General features: G+C 48.4%; 12 protein-coding genes. All 12 read right to left on the reverse strand.

The features are described 5' to 3' along the window. Positions 1-70: 70 nt before the first annotated feature. The 12 genes from rpsO to rseP all read right to left on the reverse strand — a co-directional run bounded on the left by rpsO (position 71) and on the right by rseP (position 14,624). Entirely contained in the window at positions 71-340 is a 270-nt protein-coding gene (gene rpsO / locus ACN9MT_RS09770) for a 30S ribosomal protein S15 (protein ID WP_023468676.1), read from the reverse strand. 123 nt (positions 341-463) lie between these two features. Next, positions 464-1,393 carry a bifunctional riboflavin kinase/FAD synthetase gene (locus ACN9MT_RS09775; protein ID WP_426272138.1) on the reverse strand — a complete coding sequence of 310 codons (930 nt, stop codon included), beginning with the start codon at positions 1,391-1,393 and terminating at the stop codon, positions 464-466. Between the two features lie 16 nt (positions 1,394-1,409). Continuing rightward, entirely contained in the window at positions 1,410-2,318 is a 909-nt protein-coding gene (truB, locus tag ACN9MT_RS09780; RefSeq protein ID WP_426272139.1) for a tRNA pseudouridine(55) synthase TruB, read from the reverse strand. 50 nt (positions 2,319-2,368) lie between these two features. After that, positions 2,369-2,710: a 30S ribosome-binding factor RbfA gene (gene rbfA, locus ACN9MT_RS09785; protein ID WP_035407069.1), complete on the reverse strand. Its 342-nt coding sequence runs from the start codon at positions 2,708-2,710 to the stop codon at positions 2,369-2,371. Positions 2,711-2,749: 39 nt separating this feature from the next. After that, positions 2,750-4,921: a translation initiation factor IF-2 gene (gene infB / locus ACN9MT_RS09790; protein WP_035407064.1), complete on the reverse strand. Its 2,172-nt coding sequence runs from the start codon at positions 4,919-4,921 to the stop codon at positions 2,750-2,752. Between the two features lie 15 nt (positions 4,922-4,936). Further along, entirely contained in the window at positions 4,937-5,239 is a 303-nt protein-coding gene (locus tag ACN9MT_RS09795; RefSeq protein WP_023468681.1) for a YlxQ family RNA-binding protein, read from the reverse strand. Then, positions 5,232-5,501, reverse strand: a complete 270-nt coding sequence (rnpM, locus tag ACN9MT_RS09800; protein WP_023468682.1) for an RNase P modulator RnpM — start codon at positions 5,499-5,501, stop codon at positions 5,232-5,234. Before rnpM ends, ACN9MT_RS09795 begins: the two co-directional genes overlap by 8 nt. A gap of 3 nt (positions 5,502-5,504) precedes the next feature. Further along, positions 5,505-6,614, reverse strand: coding sequence for a transcription termination factor NusA (gene nusA / locus ACN9MT_RS09805; RefSeq protein WP_023468683.1), 1,110 nt, complete (start codon positions 6,612-6,614; stop codon positions 5,505-5,507). 17 nt (positions 6,615-6,631) lie between these two features. Next, positions 6,632-7,099 carry a ribosome maturation factor RimP gene (gene rimP / locus ACN9MT_RS09810; protein ID WP_023468684.1) on the reverse strand — a complete coding sequence of 156 codons (468 nt, stop codon included), beginning with the start codon at positions 7,097-7,099 and terminating at the stop codon, positions 6,632-6,634. Positions 7,100-7,228: 129 nt separating this feature from the next. After that, positions 7,229-11,500 (reverse strand): PolC-type DNA polymerase III, encoded by a 4,272-nt coding sequence (locus tag ACN9MT_RS09815; RefSeq protein ID WP_426273503.1) that lies wholly within the window; start codon positions 11,498-11,500, stop codon positions 7,229-7,231. Positions 11,501-11,647: 147 nt separating this feature from the next. After that, positions 11,648-13,348, reverse strand: a complete 1,701-nt coding sequence (locus tag ACN9MT_RS09820; protein ID WP_035407061.1) for a proline--tRNA ligase — start codon at positions 13,346-13,348, stop codon at positions 11,648-11,650. A 34-nt stretch (positions 13,349-13,382) separates the two neighbouring features. Beyond that, positions 13,383-14,624 carry an RIP metalloprotease RseP gene (gene rseP, locus ACN9MT_RS09825; protein WP_056062204.1) on the reverse strand — a complete coding sequence of 414 codons (1,242 nt, stop codon included), beginning with the start codon at positions 14,622-14,624 and terminating at the stop codon, positions 13,383-13,385. Between the last annotated feature and the right edge of the window lie 12 nt (positions 14,625-14,636).

Below are 14,636 nucleotides of genomic sequence, written 5' to 3' on the forward strand. Positions count from 1 at the left end.
AGTCCATGAATCGGCAAAAAAAAGAAACAGGAGACGATGCTCCTGCTTCCCTACCTCGTTCTCGTCGGGATTAGCGACGGAGACCAAGACGCTCGATCAACGAACGGTAACGTGCAACATCCTTGTTACGAAGGTATGTGAGCAAGTTACGGCGACGACCGACCATTTTCAAGAGACCACGACGTGAGTGGTGATCCTTTTTGTGTGTACGTAAGTGATCGTTCAAAGTTGTGATCTGTTCAGTTAAAACAGCAACTTGTACTTCCGGCGAACCAGTATCGCCTTGTTTCGTAGCATATGCTTCGATGATTTCGTTTTTACGTTCTTTTGTGAGTGCCATTGTCACTCCACCTCCATCTTATAAATGACCGTATTCCCGAGCATCGGATGGTGAGACCAGATGCCAAGTGAATCGGCTGTACGTGATCGTACTGACCTATCATAACGAACCCTGTCCGTACTGTCAAACGCTTAATTGTACATTTGCTTCTTCGCGGTCCCGTGCCAATTGTTCTTTCAATTGATCGATACCGTTGAAGGCTTTTTCATCGCGTAAGTAAGCGATCCATTCAAGCGTCAATTCTTGACCATAAAGATCTTCATCAAAGTCAAGAAGATGCGTCTCGATACTGACGTCTCCCGTCTCATAGAACGTTGGGCGTCTCCCGACATTCGTCATCGCCTTGAACCGGCGACCGTCTGCTAAGCGAACGAATGTCGCATACACACCAAGTTTCGGAATGACGTAGGCGAATTCCGGTCGCATGTTGGCTGTCGGGAAACCGATTTGCCGTCCGCGTGCGTCACCGTGAATGATCGTGCCTTTGATTTGGTAGGATTCTCCAAGCAAACGTGCAGCCGGTTCGACTTCTCCTGCAGCAAGTAAACGACGAATCCGGGTTGAGCTGATCTTTTCAGCTTCTTCTTGGAATTCTGCTACAACGGTATGCGTAAATGTGCCACGACTATGAAAATCAAGCGTCGCCATTTTGCCGGCTCCGAAGCGACCGTAGGAATAATCGAATCCAGCAACGACGTGTTCTGCTCCAGACGCAATCAGATATTCGTCGACGAAAGCTTGCGGTGATAATTCCGAGAAAGGAATCGTAAACTCAATCACATAAACACGATCGACACCAAGCTGCTCGAGTTTCTCTAATTTGCGTTCAAGCGGCGTGATGTAGTGGACTGGTTCATCCCCTTTACCAAGCACTTGTTTCGGATGGGGATCAAAGGTCATGACAGCCAAAGGCAGGCGACGAGCCTCCGCCTCTTTCCGTGCTGCTGCGATGACTTGCTGATGTCCGAGATGTACACCGTCAAAAAAGCCGAGTGCGATGACAGCAGGGTCTTTTTGAGGTTGTTCCGGATATGTTAAATGTATGATGTCCATAATGCTCTCTCCGATCTTAATCGATTTGTAGCATGACCTCGACGCGTGCTACCTGTTCTTCTGGAAGACGTCGATATAGCGCTAAAGGTACGTCTTCTTCATTATAGACAGTAAACAGCTCGAATTCGACTGGAATGCTTGTTAGCTTTGCTCCGTTCAAGACACGTTGCGCTGTTGACGCATCGACCGTCAAGCGTGGCCATTTTTGGATGACGTGTTCAATCGGTAGAACGTGTTGCATCCGTTCTTCGACCGTCTCATACGATTCGAGTGTCTCAAGAGTCACTGTATCCGTCTCAGCAATCGCACCAGAGCCTGTCCGGCGTAGTTCACTCATGTGTGCCGCGTAACCAAGTCGTTCTCCGATTTCTACTGCTAATGTCCGAATATACGTTCCTTTTCCACAAGCGATATCGAGACGGAAACGACAAAGACCACCTTCAAACACAAGGTCCGATGTCCGTTCTAATCGATCGATGCGGACGATTCGTGTCGGTCGTTCGACTTCAATGCCTTTTCGTGCATATTCATATAGTTTTTTCCCATTCACTTTAATAGCTGAATAATACGGTGGCGTCTGCTCGATCTCTCCTGTCAATTGAGTCAAGATGTCTGCAATTGCTTCCTCGGTAATAGCTCCCGGTTCAACCGCTGTTTCGCGAACTGTTTCCCCGTGCGCATCTTCCGTTGTCGTTGCAAAGCCAATCGTCACTTCCGCCGCGTAGCGCTTTCCTTCATCCGTGATGAAGCGGGCAAGCTTCGTCGCTCGACCGAGACAAATCGGTAAGACACCCGTTACTTCCGGATCAAGCGTACCTGTATGTCCGACTTTTTTCGTTTGAAACAAGCGACGTAGACGAAAGACGCAATCATGACTCGTCATACCCGCTGGTTTATCTAACGGTAATACTCCGATGGGTTCCACGTTAGTTCCTCCTTGAAAAAAGGCAACCACACACGTGGTTGCCTTAGATGTTAATCTTTGTTCAAATTCCGAAGCAACTCATCAATGCGTGATCCGTATTCGACAGAAGAATCGACCTCGAACAATAGTTCAGGTGTTTTCCGTAGACGAATCCGCGATCCGATTTCCTTGCGCATGAAGCCTTTTGATCTTTCGAGACCGATGCGCGCATCCTCACGTGCTTTTTCGTCACCGAGGACCGAGTAGAAGATCGTCGCTTGTTGTAAGTCTCCTGTCACTTCGACACCTGTGACGGTAATCGTCTTGACGCGAGGATCCTTGACATCTTTGATGAGCAATTGCGTAATTTCCTTACGCATCTGTTCGGCGACACGATTCGAGCGTAAACTCATATTTATTCCCTCCAGTTCGGAAGAATGGATTCCGTTCTGTTACTTCCGTTTGACTTCTTCCATGATGAACGCTTCGATGACATCATCGACTTTGATATCATCATATTTTTCAATCTTAATTCCACACTCATAGCCAGTAGCGACTTCTTTGACATCATCTTTGAAACGACGAAGTGTATCGAGTTTTCCTTCGTAGATGACGATACTGTCACGAACGACACGGACGCCTGCATCACGCGTCAACTTACCTTCTGTGACATATCCACCTGCGATCGTACCGACTTTCGATACTTTGATGACATCGCGGACTTCAGCTTGACCGATGATTTTTTCAACGAATTCAGGATCAAGAAGACCTTTCATCGCTTGCTCGATTTCTTCGATTGCGTTATAGATGATCCGGTGAAGACGAATTTCGACTTTCTCCTGATCCGCCATTGATTTCGCGTTACCATCCGGACGAACGTTGAATCCGATGATGATTGCATTCGCTGCCGAAGCAAGGATGACGTCACCTTCCGTGATGGCACCGACACCTGAGTGTACGATGTTAATTTTAACACCTTCGACATCAATTTTCTTCAATGAACCGGCTAAGGCTTCAACTGAACCTTGTACGTCACCTTTGATGATGATGTTGAGGTCCTTGACTTCGCCTTCTTTAATACGATCGAAGAGATCTTCTAAGCTGACTTTCGCCGAATCACGACGTTGTGCTTCGATTTCACGCTGGTAACGCGCTTCACCGATTTGGCGGGCTTTTTTCTCATCTTCGAATGCGAAGAATTGATCGCCTGCTTTCGGTACGTCGTTCAAACCTGTGATTTCGATTGGCGTCGATGGTCCAACTTCTTTAACACGACGACCGATATCGTTGACCATTGCCCGGATACGACCGAACGTGTGACCGACAACGATTGGATCCCCAACACGAAGTGTTCCGTGTTGTACAAGAAGCGTCGCGACTGGACCGCGTCCTTTATCGAGTTTCGCCTCGATGACTGTTCCGCGACCGTTCATTTCTGGTGTTGATTTGTATTCTTGTACTTCTGAAACGAGAAGAATCATTTCGAGCAATTCATCGATACCGTCACCTTTAAGTGCTGAAACGGGTACGAAGATCGTATCGCCACCCCAGTCCTCTGCAACGAGTTCGAACTCTGTCAATTCTTGTTTGACACGGTCTGGGTTTGCGCCTTCTTTATCCATCTTGTTGACAGCAACGATGATTGGAACGCCAGCTGCTTTCGCGTGGCTGATCGCTTCTTCCGTCTGTGGCATGACACCGTCATCCGCTGCAACGACGATGATCGCGATATCCGTGACATCTGCTCCACGTGCACGCATTGTCGTAAACGCCGCGTGACCTGGTGTATCAAGGAACGTAATTTTCTTGCCGTCGATCTCAACTTGGTAAGCACCGATGTGCTGTGTGATCCCGCCAGCTTCGCCTGCAGTAACCTTCGTGTTACGAATCGAATCGAGCAATGTCGTTTTACCGTGGTCAACGTGTCCCATGATCGTAACGACCGGTGGACGCTCAGACAATTCGTACTGGTCGAGATTCAATTCGTACTGATCAAAGTCCGTCTCATCGACTTGGACTGTCTTCTCGACTTCAAAGCCGAACTCTGTCGCGAGAAGTTCCACTGTCTCGTCATCAAGATCTTGGTTGATGTTCGCCATGACACCGAGACCCATCAATTTCATGATCAGTTCATTCGGTTTTTTCGCCATTTTTTCAGCGAGTTCACCGACTGTCAAGTTGTCAGAGTATTGAACGACGTTTGCCATCGCCTCTTCTTGTGCACGGCGAGCAGCTTTACGTTGACTCGACTTCGAGTTCGGATCCGCTACTTCAAGTTTACGCGGTTCTGCTTTCTTTTGGTTCGGACGACGTTTGCCGCCACGGTTGTTACGGTTGCCGAATTCTGGGCGTCCGCCTTTGCTGTTACGTGATTGGTTACCTGCTGGTTTGTTTGTACTTCCTGGTCGGTTCGGTTTATTATCTGATTTCACTTGTTTTGGAGCCTCCGTCTTTTGAGCCCGATATTTCTCGGGATTAAATACTTGATCGAGTTGCTGTACTGTCTGTTCATCTAATACTGCCATATGATTCTTGACTGGTTTCTCCAGCTTTTCAAGCTGGGTGATGACCTGCTTACTTGTTACATTTTGTTCCTTGGCGAATTCGTATACACGTTTACCCAAAGGATCCACCTCCAATTAGTCGTTCGAGAGGAGTTCAGTTAGCTTTTTCGCAAATCCGGCTTCATTGACTGACACGACAACACGCGCATCCTTTCCTAATGCTTGACCGAGAATCGTACGGTCGGCGACTTCTAGGTAAGGAACCTGATAACTCGTACATTTATCTGTGACTTTCTTACGCGTGGCAGCCCCCGCATCTGCTGCTAAAAGAACAAGCTTCGCTTGCCCTCCTCGTACTTCTTTCAGTACGAGTTCTTCTCCCGTCGTCACTTTTCTAGCTCGATTCGCGAGACCGAGAAGGGATTCCCATTTACTCATTTGTACCTCCCGCGATTTCAAGCAATTCATCGTATAAGGCATCTGTCGTCTTGACCTTTAAATGATGATCAAGCGTCCGTTTTTTCTTCGCCGTCGCAATAACTGCCGCATCTTTCGATAAATAGGCACCCCGCCCGTTCATCTTACCATTTAAATCGATGACGACTTCTTGTTCAGGTGTTCGGACGACACGAATCAACTCTTTTTTCGGTTTCATTTCTTGTGTGATGACACACTTTCGTAATGGTACCTTTTTTTGCACGAATTATTCCTCGCCTTCAACTTGGACCGCTTCTACTGCCGGCTCTTCCGTCGCGAAGACATCTTCGAGATCCATCGCTTCCGCTTCAGACTCGCTCTTGATATCAATTTTCCAACCAGTCAATTTTGCTGCGAGACGCGCGTTTTGACCACGTTTCCCGATTGCAAGCGACAGTTGGAAATCTGGAACGACGACGATTGTCGCTTTCGCTGGTTCGTTGACATAGACCGCAACGACTTGAGCTGGGCTGAGTGCGTTCGCGACATATTCTTTCGGATCATCCGAGTAACGGACGATATCGATTTTTTCCCCGTTCAAATCATTGACGATGCGTTGAACACGCGCCCCTTTTTGTCCGACACATGCACCGACTGGATCGATGTCGTCCGCTGCGACTGCGATTTTCGAACGGTCGCCCGCTTCACGCGCCACAGACTTGACTTCGACTTCGCCACTTGAAATCTCTGGTACTTCGATTTCGAAGAGACGTTTTAAGAGACCTGGATGTGTCCGTGATACGAGAATCGATGCCCCTGATCCCTTGACCATCGGATCAACCTTCGTGACGTACACCTTGATGCGATCACGAATCCCGAAACGCTCGTTCGGCATTTGCTCGTGTGTCGTCAAGACAGCTTCGATACCTTCTAGGTTGACGTACAAGTTGCGTGCATCTTGACGCTCGACGATACCTGTCATGATCTCGTCTTCACGATCCGCGAAGTGATTGTAAATGCGTTCGCGTTCTGCTTCACGCATTTTTTGTGTGACGATTTGTTTTGCTGTTTGTGCCGCAACGCGACCAAAATCGCCTGGCGTCACTTCGACTTTATGGAAATCGCCGAGTTCATATGTCGGATCGATCTCGTGCGCCTCTTCAAGCGAGAGTTGTTCCTCTGGTTGCGTCAATCGTTCGACGACTTCCTTGAGCGCGAAGACACGAATGTCTCCTGTCTGCTGGTCGAATTCGACCTTTACAGCCTCCGACTCTTTTCCGAAGTTGCGTCGGTACGCTGAAATCAATGCCTGTTCGAGCGCATCGATGATGATGTTCTTGTCAATTTCCTTCTCTTTCGCGATTTGATTGATCGCCTCGAGTAACTGTGGTCCCATCGTTCTCTTCCTTTCCGTCAGAACATTACCGCAAGTCGCGCAAGTGAAATCTTGTCGACCGGTATCTCAATTTTCAATTTTCTTGTTTTGACACGCACTTCGATTTCAAGCATCTCAGGTGTGTACGCGAGCAACGTTCCTTCGAATTCAACCGCATTCTTTACTGGATCGTGCGTTTTGATGTACACATGTTTCCCAATCGCCTTTTCGAAGTCCTCGTCTTTCTTCAGTGGACGTTCCGCTCCTGGACTAGCGACGTCGAGGTAATACGGCTCGTCGATCGGATCATTGTCATTCAATGCTTCCGATAACTGTTCATTGATTTTGACGCAGTCTTCAAGATCTACGCCACCCTCTTTGTCGATGGAGACACGTAGGAACCAATCCGCCCCTTCTTTGACGAATTCAACGTCGACTAGCTCCATCCCCTCTCGTTCGACGATTGGTTTTGCGAGCGCTTCGACCTTTTCCGTTACGTTCGTCATCTTCATCCTCCTTCAAAAAACAAACAAGAAAGGAGCAGGTCCCCCTACTCCTTCCAAGTCGTAGTATAAAAAACATTTCCTCACTCAATATAGCATAGGAAAGCGCTCAAAGCAAGTGTTCCTAAGGGCTTACAAGTCGAACAAGGAGAGCTGATTCTCGTCTGGTAACCCTTCGAGACAGCCTAGGTTATCGAGCGTCTCGATGATGGATTTCGATAACTTGGCGCGTTTTTGGAGATCTTCCTTTGAGAGGAATTCGCCGCCTTTACGTGCTTCGACGATTTGCTTCGCAGCATTCGTCCCTAGACCTGTCACGGCGTTAAAAGGTGGTAACAACGTATCCCCGTCAATGAGGAATTCCGTTGCACTTGAGCGATAGAGATCGACCTTTTGGAACGTAAAGCCGCGTTCAATCATCTCGAGCGCGATTTCAAGAACCGTGTACAACCCTTTGTCCTTCGCCGTTGCCTCGAATCCTTTATCCTTGATGTCTTGCAAAACTTTCCGAACAGCAGCAGAGCCCTTATTCATCGCACCGATGTCAAAGTCACCCGCACGTACCGTAAAGTACGAAGCATAGTAATACATCGGATGATGGACTTTATAATAAGCAATCCGGACAGCCATCAAGACGTAAGCGGCAGCATGGGCTTTCGGGAACATGTACTTGATTTTCTTACAGGAATCGATATACCAGAGCGGCACATCGTTCTCAATCATCGCCTCTTCCATGTCAATCGAGAGTCCTTTCCCTTTACGGACCGACTCCATGATTTTAAAGGCAAGTGACGGTTCAAGACCGGCGTAGATCAAGTAGACCATGATGTCATCTCGACAACCGATGACATCTTTTAGTTCACACGTTCCGTTGTAGATCAATTCGCTGGCGTTTCCAAGCCAGACATCCGTTCCGTGCGAGAGTCCTGAAATCTGAACGAGCTCTGAGAACGTCGTCGGTTTCGTCTCCTCTAACATTTGGCGAACGAACTTCGTCCCAAACTCCGGAATACCGAGCGTTCCCGTTTTTGAATCAATCTGTTCCGGCGTCACACCGATTGATTCCGTCGAACTGAAGATTTTCATGACTTCCGGGTCATCGACCGGAATCGTCTTCGGATCACGTCCCGATAAATCCTGTAGCATCCGGATCATCGTCGGATCATCGTGACCGAGAATATCGAGTTTGAGTAAGTTATCGTGAATCGAATGGAAGTCGAAGTGTGTCGTCTTCCATTCAGAACCCATATCGTCTGCCGGATACTGAATCGGACTGATATCATAGATATCCATGTAGTCCGGTACGACGATGATCCCTCCCGGGTGTTGACCAGTCGTCCGTTTGACGCCAGTGACACCACTGACAAGACGATCGACTTCCGCATTCCGATACGTCAGCTCATTCTCCGACTGATACCCTTTGACATAGCCATACGCCGTCTTCTCGGCGATCGTTCCGATCGTTCCGGCACGATAGACGTAATCGTCACCGAACAAGACTTTCGTATAGGCATGGGCTTGCGGTTGGTATTCTCCACTGAAGTTCAAATCGATATCCGGTACTTTATCCCCTTTAAATCCAAGGAACGTCTCGAACGGAATATCATGACCATCCTTAAACAACGGGATATCACATTTCGAACAGGATTTATCCGGTAAGTCGAATCCCGAACCAACGGAACCATCATCGAAGAACTCCGATTCCTTACAATTCGGACAGACATAATGCGGTGGTAATGGATTGACTTCCGTAATCTCGGTCATCGTCGCAACGAGACTTGATCCGACCGATCCCCGTGAACCGACCAAATAGCCGTCGTCGAGTGATTTTTTTACGAGTTTATGGGAAATCAAATAGATGACAGCGAATCCGTGACCGATAATCGACTTCAACTCTTTTTCGAGTCGGGCTTCGACGATCTCCGGTAACGTCTCGCCGTAAATCCGGTGCGCCATATCGTACGATAGATTCCGAACTTCTTCGTCTGCCCCTTCGATCTTCGGTGTATAAAGATCTTTTGGAATGATATCGATGTTCTCGAACTGTTCCGCGACGGCTTGACTGTTCGTGATGACGAGACGTTCCGACACATCTGGTCCGAGGAACTTAAAGTCGTCCATCATTTCCTTCGTCGTCCGGAAATGCGCCGGTGGCAATTGTTTTCGCATGTTCAGCATGTTCGCTCCACCTTGCGTCCGGATCAAGATCTCCCGGTACGTCGCGTCATGTTGATCGAGGTAATGTACGTTACCAGTCGCGACTGGTAAGATATCATGTTCTTCCGCGACGCGGATGATCTTTTTGATCAGTTCGCGCAGTTCGAGTTCATTCTGAACGATTTCCCGTTCGATCAAATGACTATACATTGCGGGTGGCTGAATCTCGATGAAATCATAGAACTGCATCACTTTTGCTAAATCTTCGTCCGACTTATTCAAGGCGGCATCAAATACCTCGCCGTTATCACAAGCTGACCCGATGATCAATCCATCCCGATGTGCGATGAGTTGCGAGCGTGGTGTGCGGACGACACGGTGCACGTGTTTTGTGTGAGCAATCGAAATCAATTGGTACAGATTCTTCAAGCCCGTCCGGTTCTTCGCATAGACCGTCGCGTGGTATGGTCGTGCCCGCGAGATATCTTTTCCCATCTCTCGGTTGAGTGAGGCATGTGTCCTCATGTTGAACATCTCATCTGCCATTTGCAGCAACTTGACCATCAAATAGCCTGTCGCTTCCGCATCATAAATGGCGCGGTGATGCTGCGTTAATTCGATGTCAAATCGTTTCGCAAGTGTGTTCAATCGGTGGTTTTTAAGTGTCGGCATCAGGACACGGGCTAACTCAAGCGTATCAATGACCGGTAAGACTGATTCATCGTGACCACCAGACCGGAGTGTCGCATTCAAGAATCCAATATCAAACGAGGCATTGTGAGCAACGAGAATCGAGTCGCCGACCCAGTCCATGAATTCCTTGACGACTTGTTCCGGGTCTGGTTTTCCCCGGACCATATCATCGGTAATCCCTGTCAAGTCAATCGTCGTCGCCGACAATAGATGCTTCGGATCCGCAAATGCTTCGAATTTATCGATGATATCACCATCGTGGATTTTAACAGCTGCAAGTTCGATGATCTTGTTGTACATCGCCGATAAACCCGTTGTCTCGACGTCAAAGACGACGAATGTCGCGTCATCCAAATTGCGCTCCACCGGATGGTAGGCGACTTGCACCCCGTCATTGACGACGTTTGCTTCAATTCCGTACAGTACCTTGATATCGTTTTTCTTTCCGGCATAGTAGGCATCCGGAAAACTTTGTGCACCGGCGTGATCCGTGATCGCGACAGCAGGGTGACCCCATTTTGCGGCACGCTCGACGTATTTTGTCACGTTCATGACGGCGTCCATCTGACTCATTTGCGAGTGCGCATGTAACTCGACACGTTTCTCGCCTGCCCAAGGGTCAGCAGGGGCTTCCATCTTCACTTCTGACAGTTGGGCAATCATCATACAGAGATCGCGCAGGAACGTATCGAACTCGACACGACCTGCTGCTTGAATCCACATGCCTTTTTTGATGGCTGAGAGGATTTTGACGTCTGTTTCGTCACGCGCAAACATTTTGACGACGAGCGAGTCTGTATAATCTGTCATCTTGAACGTAAAAATTGTCTTCCCACTTCGTAGTTCACGACTCTCAGCTGAGAAAACAAGACCACGGATCGCAATCCGTCGTTCCTCATCTTGAATCGTCTTGATCGGAACGATCTCATCTTGAATCGGTTTCCCGATCCGGATTTCGACAGGGCCATCATCGTCATCTCGCGATTGTTCCCGTTTGAATTGCAACTCGAGCATCCGTTTTGCTTCTTCCATGTCTTCCTGTTTCACCTGATTTCGCAACGCTTCTTGTTTCGATTCGTTGATCTGAACAATCGGTTCACAGTTGAATTTTGGGAATCCGTAAGCACTATAGAGTAATTGTAATTCCCCACATAAGCTACTCTTTAAGAAACCTGCTTCCGGTTCACTTCGGACCGGAATGAATAGTTTCTGTTCTTTAAACTCCGGTAAGACACGCCCGAGTTGTGTCCGCATTGCCGATGAGACATCTGCGAGATCCTGCACGACATATGGCCAGTAATCATGATACATCCGTTCATCTGGACGGCTATCTGCGTGTAATATGATTTTGACTTCGGCAAATTGCTGATACCGACTTGTCAAACGACTCGTAAAGAGTTGATAGACGTTTTGGGGTAAAACATGTGGCAAGCGAATTTCAAATGTCCAGGTTGCCTTTGCTTTATTGACGCGAAGCTTCTCGAGAACTGCTTCGTGAAAGTATTCTTCAATGATACCGTTCGGTAATTCCAAGTCACTGAGCAACAGTGACATGCGTTGTTGTGTATCCACTCGCAATTGTGCTGTCTGATCGCTTCACACCGTGACAGCAACTCCTCCTCCTCTTGCGGATTGCCCAAGGGGCGAATGGGTGTGAGACAAGAAAACAGTCACTTTATGAAAAGTGACCGTCTCCATTCTTTATTCTAAACCTTCATAGAGTGAACGAACAGCCTCAACGACTTGTTCCTGTCCAACTTCTTCTGCATCGCCACCACGACGGGCTTTTAATTCGACGATTCCTTCTGTCGCTTTTTTCCCAACGTTCAAGCGAACCGGTAGACCGATCAAATCAGCATCGGCGAACTTGACACCTGCTCGTTCTTTCCGGTCGTCAAGCAAGACGCTAAATCCTGCAGCCGTTAACTCACGGTATAGTGTCTCTCCGAGTTCGAGCTGTTCTGCATTTTTACCGTTGACGACGATTAAATGAACATCGTATGGCGCGATTGCTTTTGGCCAAATGATTCCACGCTCATCATAATGTTGTTCAACGACTGCCGACAATGTCCGCGAGACACCAATGCCGTAACAACCCATGATGAGAGGTTGTGCTTTACCGCCCTCGTCGAGGAACGTCGCTCCCATTCCTTCTGAGTAACGTGTTCCGAGTTTGAAGACTTGACCGACTTCAATCCCGCGAGCGAACTTGACTTGACCGTTACCGTCTGGTGACGCGTCACCTTCTTCTGCGAAGCGCAAGTCTGTATATTCTGCTTCGAAATCACGGCTTGGGTCGACATGGATATAATGCGTTTCCGCTTTATTTGCACCACAGACAGCGTTCGTCAAGGCACGAATCGCGTAGTCCGCGACGACCTTCATATCTGCCCCGATTGGTCCAAGTGTTCCAGGCGTTGAGTGAAGCGCTGCTTCAATCTCTTCGTCGCTCGCCATCGTGATGTCGAGTGCACCGAGATAGTTTTTCAACTTGATATCGTTGACTTCGTGATCGCCCCGGACGAGTGCCATGACAAGCCCTTGCTCCGTCTTGAAGATGACGGTCTTGATTGATTCGTTTGCTGGTAAATTCAAATGTGCGCTGACCGCTTCGATCGTCTTCGCATCTGCCGTATGCACTTCTTCAAGTGCTTCTGGTGCTTTGTCTTGCTTCGGATAGGCGTCGATCGACTCTGCCATCTCTAAGTTTGCCGCATAGTCCGACTGATCCGAATAGACGATCGTATCTTCACCGATTGCTGCTAACGCATGGAACTCATGTGTTCCACTACCACCTATCGCACCTGAGTCAGCGACGACTGGACGGAACTCAAGACCGACACGTGTAAAGATCCGCGAGTACGTATCAAACATGTTTTGATACTCTTCGTCTAAGCTCTCTTGTGACGAGTGGAACGAGTAAGCATCTTTCATGATAAACTCACGACCGCGTAATAAACCGAAGCGTGGACGACGTTCGTCACGGTACTTCATTTGAATTTGGAAGAGGTTGACCGGCAACTTTTTGTACGAGTTCAATTCATCACGAACGATCGAAGTGATCAGTTCCTCGTGTGTCGCACCGAGCGCGAACCGACGATCATGACGATCCGTCAAGCGCATTAATTCAGGTCCATAGATATCCCAACGTCCCGTCTCTTCCCATAGTTCAGCTGGCTGAATCGCTGGCATGAGCAATTCTTGCGCACCCGCCGCTTCTAATTCCTCGCGGATGATCGTCTCGATGTTTGCGAGTACTCGTTTTGCGAGTGGTAGATACGAATAGATCCCAGCGGCATTTTGACGCATGAATCCTGCACGAAGCAAGAGTTGGTGACTGATGGCTTCTGCATCAGATGGTACTTCACGCAACGTTGGCATGAATAGTTTTGATTGTTTCATAATGAGTCACGAACTCCTTTGACTGAGTGATTAATTAAAAGAATTTTTGAATGTCGTTCCAAGTGACGACGAGCATGAGTAGCATCAAAAGCGCGAAACCGACGAAGTGAACCAATCCTTCTTTTTGAGGATCAACTGGTTTACCGCGTAAGGCTTCAAGGAAGAGGAACAACAATCGTCCTCCGTCAAGTGCTGGAAGTGGCAATAAGTTGAAGACTGCTAAGTTGACGGACAACAATGCTGTCCATGTCAATAGCATCGAGAACCCACTATCTGCGACCTGATCGGTCATTTTGACGATCCCAACTGGTCCTGATAATTGATCGACGCCGACGACACCCGTCACGAGATCTCCAACAGCTCCGACAATGAGCGTCGACATCCGCCATGTTTCTGAAACTCCGGTTTGGAGTGCTGTCCCGAATGATTTTTCTGTCTCATTCGTGACGCCGATGATGCCGACCTTCTGTTCTCCTTGCTGTTGTACTTTTGGCGTGATTTGTGTTGTCGTTTCTTTCCCATCACGTTCGTATTTCACTTCTGTCGCTTTACCGGCACGATCTTGGAATCCAGCACGTAAATCAGTCCATTTGGCTGTATCCTGACCGTTGACCGAGACAATCCGGTCACCTTCAACAAGTCCAGCTTGATCGGCCGGAGAACCCTTTTGAACTGTTCCGATGACGCTGTCCCCCGTTGGAGAGCCATTATATAAGGCAAGACCGAACAGGATAACGAACGCGAGGACAAAGTTCATGAACGGTCCTGCAGCGATCGCAAGGACGCGCTTCCACACGGATTTCGAACCGAATGTACGATCGTACGGTGCAATTTGTGTCCGTGTCTGACCTTCAACGAGAAATGCTGTCGGTGAAACGGGGTAGCGAACCGATGTCTCGTCTTGTAATCCAACGAGTTCGAGTTGACGCAATAAGTCAATCCGTTCGACAGTAACGACTTGGTCGACTTGTGGCTGATCCGCATCGAAATAAATCGTCTCGATGACGCCGTCCTTTAACTGTAATCCGACGGTTTGACCTGATTTGATCTCAACGAGTTCCGGTTCTTCACCCGCCATCTTGACGTAACCGCCGATTGGCAACAGACGTACCGTATACAACGTCTCATTCTTAAACACTGAAAAGATCTTCGGTCCAAATCCAATCGCGAATTCCCGACAGAGAATACCTGCCCGTTTCGCCATCACGAGATGACCCCATTCATGGACGGCGACGAGTACACCGAACATCAGCACGATTGAAATAAAGGTCGTCATTACTTATCCCAT

Source organism: Exiguobacterium sp. R-17, from assembly GCF_049913315.1.
Classification (GTDB): Bacteria; Bacillota; Bacilli; order Exiguobacteriales; family Exiguobacteriaceae; genus Exiguobacterium_A.

Coding starts and splice junctions, on each gene's coding strand:
- ACN9MT_RS09815 (WP_426273503.1), bottom strand. CDS start 11,500: ATGTCACTGTTGCTCAGTGACTTGGAATTACCGAACGGTATCATTGAA.
- ACN9MT_RS09795 (WP_023468681.1), bottom strand. CDS start 5,239: ATGAGTAAATGGGAATCCCTTCTCGGTCTCGCGAATCGAGCTAGAAAA.
- ACN9MT_RS09775 (WP_426272138.1), bottom strand. CDS start 1,393: ATGGACATCATACATTTAACATATCCGGAACAACCTCAAAAAGACCCT.
- rbfA (WP_035407069.1), bottom strand. CDS start 2,710: ATGAGTTTACGCTCGAATCGTGTCGCCGAACAGATGCGTAAGGAAATT.
- nusA (WP_023468683.1), bottom strand. CDS start 6,614: ATGGGACCACAGTTACTCGAGGCGATCAATCAAATCGCGAAAGAGAAG.
- ACN9MT_RS09820 (WP_035407061.1), bottom strand. CDS start 13,348: ATGAAACAATCAAAACTATTCATGCCAACGTTGCGTGAAGTACCATCT.
- rimP (WP_023468684.1), bottom strand. CDS start 7,099: ATGACGAACGTAACGGAAAAGGTCGAAGCGCTCGCAAAACCAATCGTC.
- rpsO (WP_023468676.1), bottom strand. CDS start 340: ATGGCACTCACAAAAGAACGTAAAAACGAAATCATCGAAGCATATGCT.
- rseP (WP_056062204.1), bottom strand. CDS start 14,624: ATGACGACCTTTATTTCAATCGTGCTGATGTTCGGTGTACTCGTCGCC.